This window comes from Azonexus hydrophilus (genome assembly GCF_038368255.1).
In the GTDB taxonomy this organism is placed as follows: Bacteria; Pseudomonadota; Gammaproteobacteria; order Burkholderiales; family Rhodocyclaceae; genus Azonexus; species Azonexus hydrophilus.
In genome coordinates this window covers 2,063,763-2,080,897 of the sequence record NZ_CP151406.1, presented here as the reverse complement: position 1 = coordinate 2,080,897, position 17,135 = coordinate 2,063,763, and the positions used below count along the sequence as shown (strand labels likewise).

Here is a 17,135-nt window from a genome sequence, read left to right as displayed (position 1 = left end):
CTCAATTCGCACTGCTGCTGGACCGCCGGCAGCGCGCCTGGAACCGCTCGATGGTCTCCCTGGCCACCGTGCTGGCAATCGTCATCGCTTGCTGGTATTACGTTGGCCTGTTCGACGCCGAACGCCTGGGCGAAGGGATCCCCAGCCTGGCGTCACTGGTCGGCGAGATGTTTCCGCCGAACTTCAGCCAGGCCGGCTCCTGGGTCAAGCCACTGCTCGACACCCTGGCCATGAGCGTGGCCGGCACGGCGGTTGCGGTGCTGCTGTCGCTGCCACTGGCGGTGCTGGCAGCGCGCAATACCACGCCGCATCCGCTGGTCTACCAATGCGCCCGGGGCCTGCTGAACGGCTTGCGCTCGATCCCTGAACTCATCATGGGCATCGTGTTCGTCGCTGCAGTCGGCTTCGGCGCGCTGCCGGGCGTGCTGGCGCTTGGCCTGCATTCGGTGGGCATGGTCGGCAAGTTCTTTGCCGAAGCCATCGAACATGCCGACCGCGCGCCGGTGGAAGCCGCGCGCGCCGCCGGTTGCAGCCCGCTGCAGGTGATCTTCCACGGCATCCTGCCGCAAGTCTTGCCGCAGATGGCCGATACAGCGATCTACCGCTGGGAATACAACTTCCGCGCCTCGACGGTCATGGGCATGGTCGGCGCCGGCGGCATCGGCTTCGAACTGATGGGATCGCTGCGCATCATGCAATACACGGATGTCTCGGCAATCCTGATCGTCATCCTCGTCATGGTGAGCCTGGTCGACGCCCTGAGCGCCTTCCTGCGCCGCACCTTCAAGTAAATCATTTACGGAAATCGTTACATGAAACCCAAAGTCGTGCTCACCCACTGGGTGCATCCGGAAATCATCGAACTGCTGCAAGGCGTTGCCGAAGTCATTCCCAATACTTCGCGCGACACCCTGCCGCGCGAAGAAGTGCTGGCGCGCGCGCGCGATGCGCAAGCCATCATGGTCTTCATGCCCGACAGTATCGACGACGCCTTCCTGCAAGCCTGCCCGCAACTGAAAATCGTCGGCGCGGCGCTCAAGGGTTATGACAACTTCGACGTCGCCGCCTGCACCCGCCGCGGCATCTGGTTTTCCATCGTGCCCGACCTGCTGACCATCCCGACCGCGGAACTGACCATCGGCCTGCTGCTCGGGTTAACACGCCGCATGCTGGAAGGTGACCGCCAGATCCGCAGCAGCGGCTTTCAGGGGTGGCTCCCGCAGCTGTACGGCACGGGGCTCACCGGGCGTACGATCGGCATCATCGGCATGGGTGCGGTCGGCCGCGCCATCGCACAGCGGCTGGCTGGCTTCGACATGCAGATTCTGTATTGCGACCACGTTGCCCTGCCGACCGAACAGTCTGCGCAATGGAATGCGCGCCAAGTCGAACTCGATGAATTGCTGGCCGCCAGCGATTTCATCGTGCCGATGCTGCCGATGACGCCGGAGACCCTGCACCTGATCAATGCTGACACGCTCGCCAGGATGCGTCCGGGAAGCTACCTGGTGAATGCCTGCCGCGGCTCGGTGGTCGATGAAGCCGCAGTCGTTGCAGCGCTCGCCAGCGGCCGCCTTGCCGGCTATGCCGCCGACGTGTTCGAGCTGGAAGAATGGGCACGGCCAGACCGGCCGCGCGCCATTCCGCAAGCCTTGCTGGACAATCCTGCACAAACTTTTTTCACGCCGCACCTCGGTTCGGCCGTTGCCGAAGTGCGCCTGGAGATCGAACGTCAGGCCGCCTGCAACATTATCCAGGCGCTCAATGGCGAGGCGCCTGCCGGCGCCATCAACCGTCCCGGCAGGAAGACGGCGACATGATCAACCTGGAGTGCGTCGCCACATTCCTTGCGGTCGCAAATCAGGGGGGATTCCGCGAGGCGGCCAGGCAGACTGGCCAGTCGCAACCGGCCGTCACGCAACATATCAAGCGGCTCGAGCAATCGCTCAAGGTGGCGCTGATCCAGCGCAGCAATGCCGGCTGCACACTGACGCCGGAAGGCACTTCATTCCTGCCCTACGCTAAACATCTGGTACGCGCCGGCGCCCGCGCGCAAGCCTTGTTCGACAAGACAGTCCTCAGCATCGGCGCCAGTTCCAATACCGGCATCTACTTGCTGCAGCCGCGTCTGCGCGCCTACCGCGACCGCGTTGCGCACAAGCTCCAGATAGCTATTGGCAGCAACAACCGCATCGCCGAGCAACTGCAGAATTTCGAGATCGACGTCGCCATCATGGAATGGTGGGATCCACGCCCCGGCTTTACCGCCACCGTCTGGCATCGCGAGGAATTGCAGGTCATCGTGCCGCCCGACCATCCCTGGGCCGGGTGCACCAGCATTCCACGCAACTGGCTGTGCGGGCAGGCGCTACTGGGCGGCGAAGCCGGCAGCGGCACAGGGCGGCTGCTGCAGTCCTATTTCGGCGACGATGCGCGCAACATCGGGATCGCCATGCAACTTGGCAGCACCGAAGCGGTCAAGCATGCGGTGCGGGCCGGACTCGGCATCTCGCTCGTGATGGCGGCCGCCGTGACCGATGAAAACCGCGATGGCAGTCTGCGGGCAATTCCCCTCGAAGGCGGCGCACTGCACAAGGACCTGTACGTGATCAGCCGCGAGGACCTCTTGCCGGACGCGCCGGCGCGTCATTTTTGCGAATTTTTGCTGCAGGGTGAAACCGCGCCGCTGGCGCCCGCACCCTAGCTGATCCGGGCGTCGCGAAACAGCGCCTTGAGCTCGCGCGGCTGACAACGCCAGTACTGCGGCGGCGCATCCACTTGCGCGCCCAGTTCGGCGGCCGCATGCCAAGGCCAGCGCGGGTCGTACAGGATGCCGCGCGCCAGCGCCACCATGTCGGCCTGGCCGCTGGCGACGATGGACTCGGCATGCCGTGCTTCGGTAATCAGGCCGACGGCAATGGTCGGCATGCCGACGTCCCGCTTCAATCTTTCCGCGAACGGCACCTGGTAACCCGGGCTTAGGGAAATTTTTTGCTGTGGCGACAGCCCGCCGGTGGACACGTCCAGAAAATCGCAGCCGCGCACTTTCAGAGCGGCGGCAAATGCCAAAGTTTGCTCGATATCCCAGCCATCTTCGACCCAGTCGGTTGCCGAGACGCGGATGCCGACCGGCCGGCCGGCCGGAAAGGCTGCACGCACCGCCTCGAATACTTCCAAGGGAAAACGCATGCGATTTTCCAGCGACCCGCCATAGGCATCGTCACGCCGGTTAGAAAGCGGCGAAAGGAACTGGTGCAGCAGGTATCCATGCGCGCCATGGACTTCGATGGCATCGATGCCGATACGGGCCGCGCGCGCCGCGGCCGCAGCAAAGGCCTGGCGAATGCGCACAAGGCCAGCCGCATCCAGCGCCTGCGGCGCTTCATTGCCGGGAGTGAAAGGCAAGGCCGAGGGCGCCCACGTGCGCCAGCCGCCTTCGCCAGACGGGCGCAGCTGCCCGCCCAGCCAGGGTGGAACAGTGGATGCCTTGCGGCCGGCATGCGCCAGCTGCACTGCAATCGGCATGGCCGAATGCCGGCGCACTTGCGCCAGCGTGGACGCCAGCGCCTGCTCGTTCTCATCTGACCACAGGCCGAGATCTTGCGCCGAAATGCGGCCCTCTGCCTCAACGGCGGTAGCCTCGATGATCAGCATGCCGGCGCCGGAAAGCGCCAGCTGGCCCAGGTGCATCAGGTGCCAGGATGTGGCATTGCCGTCCTGTGCCGAATACTGGCACATCGGCGCTATCACGATACGGTTGGGCAGTGTCAGCGTTCCAAGTTCGATGGGAGCGAAAAGGGTACTCATGGGTTGGCAGTCTTCTTCATGTCCAGTCCTGGACGGTCAGATCATGATACCCAACATTGCTACCCGCCGTGAGCGAGGCGGGCGGCCATCACTGCCCTGCGGGTGCCGGCTGCGCCAGCAGTCGGTCGATCTCCTGCTGCAAGCCCTTGTTTGCTGGGCCGGTCATGCTCGAATAAGCGCTCGCCACCTTGCCGTCGCGCCCGATCAGGTACTTATAGAAGTTCCAGCCCGGCTCTTTGCCGGTGGCAGCGGCCAGTTGTCGGTAAAAGGGCGACGCCTGCGCCCCCTTGACCGAGCTCTTGGCAAACATCGGGAATTTCACGCCAAAGGTATTTTGGCAAAAAGCCCCGATTTGCTGGTTGCTGCCGGTTTCCTGCTTGAAGTCGTTGGAAGGAAAACCGAGCACCACCAGACCCTGGTCCTTGTGGCGTGCATACAGCGCTTCCAGACCGGCGTATTGGCCCGTGAAACCGCAATAGCTTGCCGTATTTACGACTAACAACACTTTGCCGGTGTACTGGCAAAGCGACTGCGGTTGATCGTCTTGCAATCGCGGAAAGGTATGTTGCAGCAGCGGCGGGCAGGAAGTGCGGCCGGCGGCGCTGGCTGCGTTAGAGAACGCCAGCGTACTGGACAACACTACCGCGGCAATGCTGTGGAAACGATTGAAATACATGGGCCGGCTCCCGTAATTGCGTATGCCCAGTGCCCCTGGCCAGGACCAGGCATGGACCATTTTGTCGAACTTGCGGAAATTCATTCCCTACAAGGCCTGTGTTTCAGAAATTCCGACTTCACTACTTTCTATTCTATTGCAATTTTTTGGGTAGGGCCTTGGCAAGCCGTCCTCTTTAATAGGACGCCTTAGACAGATCCTTCAATAAAAGGGATTGGGCGTTACCAGAGGCTATAGGGCGGCGCTCATTCGCCTCACTTTGCTTAGATTTGACTGGTGCCCTGAATACGGCTCGGTGCATTTCACCGTCGAAGATTGAGCGCTAGGGGGATAATGTCTAAAAAAATGGTCGCGCACTCGCATGCATACTCGTCCGAACGGTGATGAATCCAAGGTTGCCACACCAGAAAGAGTCTGGCTGGCCAAGCTCGCAAGAATACGTCCTGGGGACGTCCTGCTAACCCGCAATATTTTTGCCAGGAGTCCAGCCGATAGAGCTCAATCTTTGGCAATACGGAACGCAACTGGCGGGAACTATAGCCACGTAATGATGTGCACTGGAATACCGACTTTTATTGAAGCGGTAGGGGATGGAGTCTCGAACATCAGCATCCAAACCTGCTTTGCCTACGACTCGGGAAATGTCCGCGTAATGCGTTACAGAGATCCGGAAGTCGCAAAAGCAGCCAGTGATGCAGCGCTAATGTTTCTAGGGCGACCTTACTCTGTGCAGCGTGCTATTGCATCAATTCTTCCTGCCTTCTCGGCTGGTGCGACGGGAGGTCATGCTACTTTTTGCTCCGCACTGGTGGCCGCTGTATACGCGGCTGCGAAGTCGAAGGACTTTGTCGGCCGAAATCCGATGAAAGTCACGCCGAAAACATTCGAAGAAATCGGCGCCTTCGACGATATTACAAATGACATATTTATATCAGTACTTACGCCGCCGAATCTGGGTGAAATGAGCGCACTCGATGGCGACCGTGCATCCAACCCGATACGGGAATATCAGGCTTCACTTCTAGCCGAGCACTTTTATGGTGTTTTCGGAGAGTGCCAGGCACTCAAGAAGGACTTTCCCGAATTTCTCAATGAACTTCCGGAAAGTTTCTTTGAGTTGATCCAGTTCCTTGCAATTGGTTTAAGTCATAAGCAACATCTCGGGCAAGCTGGAGATCCCTCGCTCGTCGCCATGATTGCTCGGCTCGAAATGATCGATAGGGAAGCACATAGGAGATTTGCTGACGGTCGGTTTGAGGCTATGTTGAGCGAGACAATCCGCATCGATGCAGAAAGTTCAATGAACTTAATCAAACGATCATTCGCATATGATCCAGACATAGACGTAGAAGACATTAAGGGGATGGCTGAAGCAACGGATAGTCAAATAGAAGCCAGATCTTCTTTGCCCAAGAGCTATGAGTCGTATCCTTCTGGCCTTTGTCTAACTTTAGACAAATGGCTTGCGCTAAACCAGAAAGCGATCGAGAACATGGTGCAACGAAAAATGCTCCTGGCCGAAGTTCTCACTCGATTAGGTGCATCGCACTGACCTACGCCTTTGGGTTACGTAGTGGGCGCCTCACAATACTTCCATTGCTGTTCGCCCAGATCATTGGGTTATTCGGGCGATAATGTCAAAACGAAGTAGGGCAGGGAAGAACACCCAACTTCCGTCGTTCGGCCGAAGCGGGCGTTCGAGGCTTCGCCTGGCAACGACCGCTTCCAACTCAGAAGCGACTGGGCGGGAAGTTCTCGCGGGGTAAGGGACTGCGAACTATGACTGAGAACATCAAGAACACGGCGATCACCGCCGCTGGCTACATCTATCAGAACTGGCAAGGGCTGCGGGTGTTGTGCGACTGGCTGGATTCACCGAGTCGCTACGCAAAGGTCAAGTTCGAGTGTGACGTTGAGGCGGATGCACCGAAGGGTCTGGACGACATCGTGGTCGAACGCACGGACGGGCTGTATGACCTCAAGCAGGTCAAGTTCACTCCAAACCCAAATGCACACCCGCTGTCCTGGGATTGGCTGCTTGAGAAGTCCGGCAAGACGGAACGGTCCCGGTCGATGTTCAAGAAGTGGTTTGATGCGTACAGGTTGCTGGACCCGGCACGCACCGGCGAACTCTCTCTCCTGACAAACCGGCGACCGGATGCCGAGATTGAAGCCTGCCTGGCCGGGGGAAAGATTGACTTTTCCAAGGTTCCTGAACCGAGGCGCGCGATGCTCATCGCCGAACTCGGCGGTGAGAAGGACTGTGAGGAGTTTCTCGGCCGACTGCAGATCACGCACAGCGACAAGGGCTACGAGACCCTCGAGCACGAGATCAATGCGCGGCTGCGCGCGCATGGCACGCCGGAGGGCATCGCCGTCCTCAAGAACGTCGCCTTGAACTGGGCGACTCAGAAGAACTCTCCGCCGCCATTCGGCTGGATCACGTTGCCAGACCTTCGCGCGATCCTCCAGGCGACGCCGCCGGCACCGCTGCCGGAAGACTTTGCGGTCCCCAAGGGCTATGAGGTGCCCGATGCTGACTTCCACGACGCTTTCGTCGAAGACGCGCTGCGTTCAGCCGGCAACGCGATCGTTCTGACCGGTCCGCCTGGTCGCGGCAAGAGCACCTACCTCAGCGCGCTGTGCGACACACTCGCCGACAGAGACATTCCGACGGTCCGCCACCACTACTTCCTGTCCACAACTGAGCGCGGCCGGGACCGCGTGCACAGCTACGTCGTCGAGGAGTCGATCCGATCGCAAATCGAGCGATTTCATCCCGGCGTCCCCCGTCCGCCCGGTGGTCTGCGCGCGCTTTTGGAAGCCACTGCGGTGCACTACAAGACGCTCGACAAGCCCTTTGTTCTGATCTTGGATGGTCTCGACCACGTCTGGCGCATCAACGCCGAGGACAAACAACCGCTGGAGGACCTCTTTGCGCAGGTGGTGCCATGTCCTGAGAACATGGTGCTCATCGTAGGCACGCAGCCGGTGGACGACGCTCAACTACCGGCAGATCTGTTGGTTGCGGCGCCGAAGGCGAACTGGAAGACGCTTCCCGCCATGTCCGGCGATGCCGTCCTTTCGTACTTGCGTCAGGCGGTGCAGACCGGTCGGCTGAGCACGGGCTTTGAGCCCGATGAGCCGGATGTTCATGCAGAGCCGGAGGCGGTCGAAGCCCCAGGGGTTTCTGCTGCGCGCCAAGCTATCGCTGACCAGGAGTTGCAGAGTGCCGCGGCAGCGCTGCGCGCCAGGACCAACGGTCACCCGCTGCACGTCATCTATGCGACCTCCGCGCTGGTGCTTGCAGGTGGCAAGGTCACGCGATGGGACGTCGAGCAACTTGCCGGCGATCTGAGCCAAGACGCGAAGTTCTACTACGGATCGCTGTGGGAGCGTCTTTCGCCTAGCTTGAAGGATGTGCTGCGACTGGTGTGCGCTTTCCCATTCTTCTGGCCGCGGACCGCGTTCGATGAGGTCGCGGCCGAGATGAGGCTGGCGGCGCCCGAGATCGAAAAGGTCGAGCATTTGCTGCATTCGTCGGCTGCCGGGCTGAAGGTCTTCCACGAGAGCCTGGCCGTGTACGTGCGCTCGACCGATGGCTACGTCGATCGCATTGCCGCGCTGAGGCCGGAGGTCGCGCGCTGGCTGGAGACGTTGGCACCAAACGCTTTGCGGGTAAACTGGCTCTGGACGGTCCAGGCACAGCTCGGCGATCCAAGCCAGCTGATCGCCGGCCTGACACGGGACTGGATCCTGCTGCGCCTGGAAGAGGGATATCCGCAGTCGCTGTTCGACACCTTGATCACCGACGCCGTGTCCGCGGCGCTGGACCGGGCTGAGTTCGCGCAGGCCTATCGCCTCCAGCACCTGAAGGCCCGCATGGTTGAGGGCAGCCAGTATCAGATGCAGGACGAGGACATGGCCCGGTTGGTCTCTTACACCTGGATGCTGGCGCCAGACGATGGGGTGATCCGCGAGGCTGTTGCTTCCAGGCACGAGACGGATATCAAGCTCGTGGCGGCGCTGGGTCTCGCGTTGCGGGCGCGCGGCGATAATGTCATGGCCAAGGCATGCGGCGAGGAGGCGCTGCGACGCTTCCGGGGTGCGAGTCGGTTCTCAAGCGAGTACGCCACGGGCAACGGCTTGGATGCTTTCAAGTTCCTGGCGGGTGCGTTTGCGCGCCTGGGCGCGATAGGGACCACACCGGAGGGACTCAAGCGGCTCGTGACACAGACTCACCCAGAGGGGTGGCTGCCGAGCATACGGCTAATGGCCGCGGAGGGGCAACTGGACGAACTGATGGCGCTCGCGACTTCGATGGGCACCGGCCGGCGCAAGCGCGTGGTCAGCGATGCGTGCCTCCGGGCCGCGGCTCAGGTTAATGCAAGCATCGTCGAGCGCCCCGACTTCAACGCACTCGCCAGAACGCCCTTTGTTGCAGCCGTGGAGACGGCCCACAGGCGGGCTGTGACGACCTTAAACGCTTCGATCCCGGTCGACTGGCTGGGACTCGACTACCGCGAGCGCAAGCTGGCCCTTGCGAGGTTGGTGCACCACTGGTTCTTCAGCACAGTGCATTTGAGCCTGTGCATGGCCGCGGAAGGGCAGACCGAGTTCAGCTTTGCACGCGCGCCGCTCTATGCCGACCGAGAGAACGTCACAGACTTCCTGAACGCGCTCTCCGGCGTCGCTGCCCAGGTGGCCCATCACTGGTGGCGGGGAGAGTTCGTAGACTTTCACGAGGTCTTTGAAATATTAGACCCAATGGAGTTCAGGCATTTCCGACAGAGCCACGCCTGGCAATCAGCGGCCGATGACTTCCGGGCTGCGCTGCATCGTGTGGCCTGCGACGTTCGACTCGGCAGCATCCTGTTGGGCCATACCGTGGAGGTCGATCTGACGGAAGCGACGCTGGTCACCGCGGGGGCCTTCAAATGGTTCGACGCCACGTCCTTCCGTGAGCAGTACGCCGCTGGACTCTTGACGAAGATGTCCGATGAGGCCGCAGCGGCTTTCGTGCGATCCCAACGCACGCTGTTCGATGTGGAGGTCCGCGAGGAGACCAGTGTGCATCTGCAGACGCCGCTGCAACTGTGCGGGATCGCGGTCGCCCATACATTGGTGGTGCCAGCGCGCGAACTCTGCCGGCAGACCTGGGAGCTGGCAACGGGTTTCTCGCATCGCAAGGACCCGACCCTGAACAACACCCTTGACGCGATCGGCTTCCTAGTCGAACCCGCGCCGAAGGATGCACGACGACTGTTGGCGCAGTTGGCCTCTCAAGTTCACTCGGTACTGGACTACACGGACGGCAGCGGCACCCGGCATGCTCTGACCGAGGCGGACGCGCTGCTGGCCAAGCTGGCTCCCGCCGCATTGGTGGTTAAGTACGAGGAGCATGTCGACGCCGGACAGTGGTCTCAGGCCGAGAACAGCCTAAGTGCATACGTCGAGCAGGGCGTGAAGGCCGGCTGGCCACTTGATGCGCTGATGCGAACGGGCCTGCACCCGGATGTTGGCGATGTGCTGCAGCGGCTTGCCAATGAGGGCGTCGCGGGGGCCGGCGAGCGACTGCTGGTACTCAACGCTCACGGAGGGTGGGACATCGGCGTTCTGGATCGCGAGGAACACGCAGGCTCCAGTACGGATGGAAAGCCCTTCGATGGTGACGTCTCGGCCTTCGAGCCCGAGCAGCTGAAGGCCTTGCTCGATCGTCTCTCTGGTGGTGGTTACGACGACGAAGCGGTGCTTCTGGCTTGGTATCGGTACTGGGAGGGGCAGGGCCAGGGGAAGCGGCTCCTTGACGCGCTCGATGCTTCGCTCTTGTCCGACCGAGGTCGAGGCCGGGACCTGCTTCACCTATCCGGCCACGCCTTCCACACCCGACGCAAGCTGAGTGGCCTAAAGTCGGCCTGGAAGTACCTCGTCAGCGCGCAGATCAACAGAGGCGGGTGGATTGGCTACATGGAGCGCGAAGAGAAGACGCTCGCGCGGCTGGACCTTGTGGCCCAGTACTACCCGACACGGTGCGACGACTTCGTGACCGAAACGGCCTATGCCATGTTCGGTGAGCCGGAGCGGCCGCGATTCGCGCCGGGCGAAGCCATGGTGTACTTCTACGCGAAGCAGGGGCGCATCGATGCGGCGGTCGTGTTCGCGCAGGTCATGGTCGACTGCGTGCTCGAAGACACCCGAACCCTCCCGCTGACTGTCCCGCGCTGGGGAATCGAGCTGGCTGCAGCGGACGTGCCGGGGGCTTGATGGACGACCTTCGAATTCTCATCGCTCGTCTCGGATGGCCGACACCGGCCGCCCGATGGTGGACAATGCAGGAGTTGGCAAAACGACTGGGCGCCCTTGGGACGACGGCAGAGACCGAGGCCGCGCTCCTGGTACTGCTGCACTCGCGCAAGCTTGAGGCGGAAGTCGTCGAGGCGCTCTGCATCTTTTGGATGGCTGCGGCTGAGTACGGCTACGTCCCCAGTCCGGATTTGCCGAACCGCATACCGAAAACGTCGCTACTGTCCAACCTGTTCCTCGAAAACCTTGGCTTCGAAGCGCAGGCGCTCGATGCCGACCTCAAAGCGGCGCCAAAGGACTTCAAGATCTCCGGTGATTTCGATGGTGTGCAGGGGGGAGACGTGGCCAGGATCTTCCGGACCACGCTGACGAAACTGGAGCTTCGGACCAAACTCCCACTGATTCGCCAGATGGCGTTCGAGTGGGCTCAAAACCGGACGACCTATCCCGAGGCTCCCCTGCAGGGCGACACCTGGCACTTTGCGCGACCGCTGGGCAAAGGTTTCGTGGGCCCGTACTCTGCCCGCGCCGCCCTTCGTGCGATCTCTGCATACTTGCGCACCTTGGTTGTAGCGGAACGGTTGTGGGGGCTGCCGTCTGGTGTCGTGCGCCATTTCGCGCTTAAGGCGTTGCCTATTCATCCAACGCTGGCCGCGCTGAGGCCTTCACGTCCGGCATGGGTGCCTGTGCGAGGGGACTTCAGCGGGGACGCGAACTCGATCGAGGGAATCCTGCGAGGAGTCGTCCACCGCGTCGCGGCCGAGCGACCCGGCGATGAGCTGATCGCGCTCAGCACTCCCGTCGAGATAACGATGGGACGCTGCGTGGAGGTGTCGCTGGTGCACTGGCTGCAGGCCGGCGACAGCGAAGTGGCAGACCAGGATCTGGCTTCACATCTCGATTCTTTCTGGCGCGACATGCCGATGCTGCCAAGCGTGTCCACGACGCCGCTCGACAAGAAGACTTGGTTGGGAGCGGTGCCTATCGATCAGTTGCTGGACGATCGGTCTGCGTCGTTGCCTTTGGCCGGACGGATGGACTTTGGTCGCATGGGATACCTGCAATTGAGCCTCTATCCATCTCGACTATTCGTGCCGATGCTAGTGGGGGCTGCTCAAACCGAGGTGCGCCAGGTGGGCTCCACGCTCGAGGTCCTCGTGGATGAACAAGTGGTGGCGGACTACGCTCACTGGAACGCGGGCTGGGGTCCGGTGCATCCGGGACCGCTGAGCGGAGCCTGCGGTGCGGCCTTGGTCTCTCGCGGAACGAAGTACCGCGAGATCCCGGCCGCCGAAGGACACGTGGTTCGATCGTTTTATCTCTGGCAAGTGCGCCTGCTTCACCGGAGCAACACGTACGACGAGTTCGGCGAGACGCTAAAGAGCGGCGTCTTTTTCGTTTAGCCCGCCGCCGCTTCTGCGTTCCGGGGCACGGCGGGTGTGAGCCACGGCGCCCCGGCCAAAAGCTCGAACAGATCTGCTACGCCGGAGCAGCCGGTCGCGGACGGCTGCTTCTGGCCGAAATTGACGCTCTGGTTGCACTGCCGCAAAGCTGCCGTTGGTGTTCTGGTTAGGAATTGGGTGGTAGCTTACTGGTGTGAGAGCGAACTTTCCCTTCCTTGAGCGCTCCTTCCACTCACCAGCTCCAAAGCAACTACTCGCCAAAGAGAATTTCAAAAGCGGCTGCTCGTACATCTAGGCTGATTCCGTTCTCTAGCCGACCGGTTAGGGTTTGCAGCAGCCACCGTGCGGAAGAACGCTGCAGACCGTCTCTGGTCAGGAGTCGTCACTGCGGCCGTCTGCCCCATTGTTGCCATTCGCCAGTCTATCCTAGAGACACTGTAGAGTGTAGCGACCAGCCATGACCGCTATGTTTTATCGGTTCTCATGGAGCGCTTTCAACTGTTCCTTACTGGGCTGAAGCATTTCAGTCCTCTGACCAAACGGCGCCAAGCTTCCGCCATCAACGGTGAACACGGTGGTGTGATGGAGGCGGCCGCCAAACCCATTGCTGCCTCCCAAGCTCTGACCTCCATACACGTTCTTCTCGCCGGCTAGAACCCACACCGGCTCGAGTCCGGCTTGGGTGAGGTGTTCCAGGAAATAGTCACGAGAGACCACTCCTGCTCCGGCCCCACGCGTGTGAAGGGAGGGGTCTTGCCATCGAAGAATACCTTCAGCGTCAAGGTATTCCGGCTTCTTTCCGCTGCGAAGGCGAAGATCAAGAAGCTTCATGGCGGCTACAGACGGAAGGTGGAGCGTGAACGACTCCTCGACCGAATTATCCTTGGTGTTGCCCTCAGCGGTAAGGGACTCGACGATGCCGGCGTAGGGCGTGGCAATACCTATGTAAGTGTTCCTCGATAGCTTAATTGTCTTTTCGCCGCGCCAGCCGTGCTCCCCCAAGAAGGTTTCCAGATGCCCTTCATCCGACAGTCTCGACGAGTCACCACGTTGCTCGCTCAGCAGTTCCTTGGCCAATGCAGGGCCGGCACCCTGGCGGGTGACCAAGCACCTGATGTGGGACCAGGCATCTGCGTGGTTACGCCTGCTCTGACCCGGAACCTTCCAGTGGCGAAAACTGTGCACTACAAGCCACCGGTGGCCGTCAGGGCTGACCACTTCAATCTCTTCGGGACCGTTGCACAGGTCACTCTCTACCGCAACCCAGGCAAGGAGCAAGTCCGTATCGCCGGACGGCAGTCGCGGGGAGGAAGGCGTCCACCAGGTGACTGGAGTCGAAGACCAGCCAGACTCTTGGGTGTTGCGTACAAGGAGTGACGGGTCAATATCCTTCTTCATGGCGCGGCCACTGGGGCCGTACTTGAAAGCCCGCAGCTTGCCATCGTCGTGGTAGGAGGACACAGCAAGGTTGTCGGTCAGCCGAGCCGTGACCTCCGCAAGCGCTATGTACTGGTACTTCTTTCCTATCCGCTCGACCCGATGATTGCCCATACGCTCGCGAGAGATGCGGGGACCCTCGTCAAACTTCTCGAAGAGCTCCTCAGTCCACCCTATCGAGTGCGCACGAGCACATATCCAGCGCCTCACGGTCGCGTGGTCAAACTCGGGTGGGCGCCTGTCGTCGTCGTTCATCCTAGTCGCTTCAAGCAGGTGCTGTTCGGCGAAACCGCTGTACTCAGCGAGTATCCCGGGGGGGAGTTGGTCCTTCAGAGCCATGTTTGCCTGCGCCAGCTCTTCCCATAGTCTCTCTGACTCCTCCCTGTCCTTCTCGCTGAACCAACCACGCTCGGGTCGTTGGCGGTAGTTCAGGCTTGCGCGAAGCAGGTTTGTGTAGGCCTGAAGTTGCGCTGCCGTAGCCTTACGCTCGAAGTCGGCTTCCCAGCGCTCGTAGAGCTGCTGCGTGGTAAGCCCCGCGAATGCCCGCGGCAGGCTCATGATATCGTTCAGCCAAGTGCCTAAGGTGTAATTGCCAAAATCTCCATGTTCTTCAGTCGAAGAGAAAATGGAGTCGCCGTACCCCTTCTTGCGGAACTCCTTGAGGTCGTCATCGGTTATCGACTCCAAAGGCCAAGGCGATGTGAACTTGGCCTTTCCGGTTTCAATGTCCACCTCCGAGGGCAAGTGCCCAGCAGCTTGAGAATACAGGAGAATACCAATAGCATAATCGCGTGCGGGTAGGTGAAGTGGAGGGGTGCGATCCCTGGCGAAGTGGTTCGCCCAAACTGCTGACGCTACGGCCCCGGATCCGGCACGGTCTACTCCCTGCATCACTGCTCCGTAACATGCAGCGAGCAGACGCTCAGATATATACGGGTCGTCGACGTCGACGAACTTGTCGAGCAGGGCAGCTGCCACATTAAGGTTGGAGGACAGCAAATTTACCAGGGCTTTCGTAGCCCGATCCCGCACAGCGCGGTTGCTGGCAGACAGGAACCAAGTCAGCGCGACGGCCGCCAGCCATAGACGCTGTTCTTCCACTTCGCCGGCTTCCACCTGCCAAGCCCAGTCGATGAGGGACTCCACGGTACCACCCTCACTCAAGTCGTCTTCCGCCAAGAAGATAGACCACACGGCGTCCCTTTGAGGCAGAGGACGCTGCCAGAGGTCAAGGTGCAGCCATTCGGCATTGAACTGATTTTCCGGCTCGGTGCAAACCAGCAGCAGCAACGCATACGAAGACTGACCGGTCAACTTACAGAGCGTGTACACCCAATCGACCGTCCGCTGCGTGAACGCTTCGGGAGCACGCCAGGCAAGCGAGCTCACAAACGCGTCAGCTAACGATGCATCCTTGATTGCATCTGCGGACAGCACATCGAGCAGTTCGTACCCGAACTGCTCGGGAAACTGGACCGCAAGCGCCTCGATGACCCCAGCAAAGCGCCAAGATGCTTGGGGGCCAAAGTAGGTAATCAGCGGCTGCTGTTGGATCGAGCCCTGAAGGTCGGCGGGGTCGATTTGCGCGATGAGGCGTCCGGCTCGCAGGTGGTCCGACAGCCGCTCGAACGTAAACCTGATGGTTTCGACAGTTCTGCCTTGGTGGCGCTCGATTTCCTGCGTAAGCACGCCTTCGGAGAGGAACGCCGACAGAAGGCTACGTTCCACTCTGCCCCCTGAATTGAGGTAGCGTTCGAATAGCTCAATCGTTGTCTCGAGTGGCAAACTGCCACCGTCCCCGTCAGCAGTGGAAGCATCAAGGAAGCCGTCGAGCGCCTTACGCGCAATCTTCTGCTGGGGAACAAGGCGCAGCTCCGTTTCCACCTTCTCCGCGACCGCCGACAGGTAGAAATTGAAAATGGCTGTGATTCCTTGCAGACCCTTGGGCAGTTGTTTGAGGTTCTTCTGCTCCAGGTATCTACAGCACGTCCGCAGGAACAGGGGGTTCTCAAACTCGTGGGCCAGATTTGGCGAGCTGGGCCGCGCAATGCCGCGCCGGTCCAGGTATGCTTTGGCTGCAGCCCCAGCACGGCCCGCGAACCCGTGGTGAACCAAGTGCTCAATGCCATCCAGCGGGAGGTAGTGCAGGTACGTGTCGCGCACAGTCAGGACCAAGGCCAAGCGCGGAAATCGCTGTATGTGCGCAACGAAGCCTTGCAGGCGCGTTTCCCACAGGTCAACCCCATGCCTCTCGTTCAGGGCATCAACTGCAAGCACCGCTCGGTAGCCCGCGGCCTCAGCAGCAGCATCCAAAGCTCCGAGAAACTCGTTGGTGCTGACCTGTGTCAGGTCCAGCTGCGCTCGAATTTGCTCCCACGGGTCGGCCTCGGTCAGGGTTCCAGTCAGGACCAGGACGAAGGGGCGTGTCAGTTCGAGCTGCTTTACTCCGAAGTCGGCCAGCAGATGCGACTTGCCGATGCCAGCCTGTCCAGAGATAAGCAGTTCCCGCTTGTTCGCCAGCCGCCAACGCGTGCTTGCTAGCTCGCGGCGAACGTGGTCTACCGATGAATACAGATCGAACAGGTCCCGGCGAGCAATAGCACGGTCCTTGTCGGCGACTTTGTCTTGAAGTTCGGCTAGCGCACTTGAGACACTCTGTGCGCCAGCCTCTAACAGCGGGATCCAAGTGTCCAAGGGGATATAAGCATCCAGCGCAGCCGGTGAACCCGCGAGGGCATCGATTAGCGGCTCGCAAGCTTGCTTCATCTGATCAGCGGCGGACGTCAAGCCTTCCCGCGCCAAGCTGCGGGTCGCCCCGTCGAGTCGGTACGTGATTTCTGCAGCCCAGGCGTTTGGCTCGTTCAGCAGTTCCGGGTCCCGCGCGAGTGCTTCCAGGGCTTGCCGGATAGGCAAGTCGACATGGCTCTCGGGGCTGTAACGCTCGCCGAGATTGCGGCGCTGGATCTCGAACTTCTCGCGAAACCAGGCTGAGCTGAAGCTGACGGTGTCGAACCAGTAGCGGGCCCGCCCCGAATAGGCTGGAGTGTCGCGGCCGAGCCGTTCCTGGATGCTTGACGCGCTCCAAAGTTCGAGCTTCAACGAGCGGCCCTGCGCCACAGCGGCCGCGATGCTCTTATCTCGCCACTTTTCGTACAGCTGTACCTCACTCAGCTTCCTACCCGAGCGGTTGTCTCGAAGGTCGATGGGCAGGCAAACGATAAACGTCATAAGTTGCGGATGGGCTGCCATCGCACGCTGCAGGGATTCGGCCAGATCCGCGACCTGGGGCGATTCGAACCCATTCATGAAGTACTTGGCCTGCCAGCCAACCTCGTACCCGTCTGCGTACGCGCGGTAGCACTCCAGCCCCTGGTCCGCTCCCGGTCCTTTCCGAACGAACCGTGAGCCCTCCGCCGGATCCTCCAAGGCAGCTAGCTGGCAGCAGAGCTCTTCGAAGCCACCCATCTGGGTGCCCCGGTGTTCTCGAATTTCAGTGAAATCCATGCGCA

At 61.0% G+C, this 17,135-nt stretch carries 9 protein-coding genes; 6 read left to right on the top strand and 3 right to left on the bottom strand.

The genetic code is table 11. The features are described 5' to 3' along the window. Positions 1–50 precede the first annotated feature (50 nt). Genes phnE through AADV58_RS09875 form a run of 3 tightly spaced genes read left to right on the top strand, consistent with a single transcriptional unit; the run spans position 51 to position 2,704 of the window. Entirely contained in the window at positions 51–791 is a 741-nt protein-coding gene (gene phnE / locus AADV58_RS09885; RefSeq protein ID WP_232422840.1) for a phosphonate ABC transporter, permease protein PhnE, read from the top strand. Positions 792–812: 21 nt separating this feature from the next. Continuing rightward, positions 813–1,820: a phosphonate dehydrogenase gene (locus AADV58_RS09880; RefSeq protein ID WP_027458818.1), complete on the top strand. Its 1,008-nt coding sequence runs from the start codon at positions 813–815 to the stop codon at positions 1,818–1,820. Further along, the gene (locus AADV58_RS09875; protein ID WP_341743054.1) at positions 1,817–2,704 is read left to right on the top strand and encodes a LysR family transcriptional regulator; all 888 of its coding nucleotides are present in this window, start codon (positions 1,817–1,819) and stop codon (positions 2,702–2,704) included. The genes AADV58_RS09880 and AADV58_RS09875 overlap by 4 nt, the downstream gene beginning before the upstream one ends. Here the strand turns inward: AADV58_RS09875 and AADV58_RS09870 are convergent. Further along, positions 2,701–3,807: an NADH:flavin oxidoreductase/NADH oxidase gene (locus tag AADV58_RS09870; protein ID WP_027458820.1), complete on the bottom strand. Its 1,107-nt coding sequence runs from the start codon at positions 3,805–3,807 to the stop codon at positions 2,701–2,703. The genes AADV58_RS09875 and AADV58_RS09870 overlap by 4 nt on opposite strands. Before the next feature lie 88 nt (positions 3,808–3,895). Then, positions 3,896–4,483, bottom strand: coding sequence for a glutathione peroxidase (locus tag AADV58_RS09865; protein ID WP_027458821.1), 588 nt, complete (start codon positions 4,481–4,483; stop codon positions 3,896–3,898). Positions 4,484–4,844: 361 nt separating this feature from the next. Here AADV58_RS09865 and AADV58_RS09860 point away from each other — a divergent pair, with 361 nt between their 5' ends. The 3 genes from AADV58_RS09860 (at position 4,845) to AADV58_RS09850 (ending at position 12,189) form a co-directional block, all read left to right on the top strand. Next, a complete protein-coding gene (locus tag AADV58_RS09860; RefSeq protein WP_341743053.1) occupies positions 4,845–6,035 on the top strand; it encodes a hypothetical protein in 1,191 nt (396 codons plus the stop codon). Positions 6,036–6,262: 227 nt separating this feature from the next. Continuing rightward, entirely contained in the window at positions 6,263–10,747 is a 4,485-nt protein-coding gene (locus AADV58_RS09855; protein ID WP_341743052.1) for an ATP-binding protein, read from the top strand. Further along, positions 10,747–12,189 carry a hypothetical protein gene (locus AADV58_RS09850; protein WP_341743051.1) on the top strand — a complete coding sequence of 481 codons (1,443 nt, stop codon included), beginning with the start codon at positions 10,747–10,749 and terminating at the stop codon, positions 12,187–12,189. Before AADV58_RS09855 ends, AADV58_RS09850 begins: the two co-directional genes overlap by 1 nt. Before the next feature lie 471 nt (positions 12,190–12,660). Here the strand turns inward: AADV58_RS09850 and AADV58_RS09845 are convergent, their stop codons facing one another. Further along, positions 12,661–16,932, bottom strand: coding sequence for a hypothetical protein (locus tag AADV58_RS09845; protein ID WP_341743050.1), 4,272 nt, complete (start codon positions 16,930–16,932; stop codon positions 12,661–12,663). Positions 16,933–17,135 lie beyond the last annotated feature (203 nt).

Coding starts and splice junctions, on each gene's coding strand:
- AADV58_RS09845 (WP_341743050.1), bottom strand. CDS start 16,932: ATGAATGGGTTCGAATCGCCCCAGGTCGCGGATCTGGCCGAATCCCTG.
- AADV58_RS09875 (WP_341743054.1), top strand. CDS start 1,817: ATGATCAACCTGGAGTGCGTCGCCACATTCCTTGCGGTCGCAAATCAG.
- AADV58_RS09855 (WP_341743052.1), top strand. CDS start 6,263: ATGACTGAGAACATCAAGAACACGGCGATCACCGCCGCTGGCTACATC.
- AADV58_RS09850 (WP_341743051.1), top strand. CDS start 10,747: ATGGACGACCTTCGAATTCTCATCGCTCGTCTCGGATGGCCGACACCG.
- AADV58_RS09860 (WP_341743053.1), top strand. CDS start 4,845: ATGCATACTCGTCCGAACGGTGATGAATCCAAGGTTGCCACACCAGAA.
- AADV58_RS09880 (WP_027458818.1), top strand. CDS start 813: ATGAAACCCAAAGTCGTGCTCACCCACTGGGTGCATCCGGAAATCATC.
- phnE (WP_232422840.1), top strand. CDS start 51: ATGGTCTCCCTGGCCACCGTGCTGGCAATCGTCATCGCTTGCTGGTAT.
- AADV58_RS09870 (WP_027458820.1), bottom strand. CDS start 3,807: ATGAGTACCCTTTTCGCTCCCATCGAACTTGGAACGCTGACACTGCCC.
- AADV58_RS09865 (WP_027458821.1), bottom strand. CDS start 4,483: ATGTATTTCAATCGTTTCCACAGCATTGCCGCGGTAGTGTTGTCCAGT.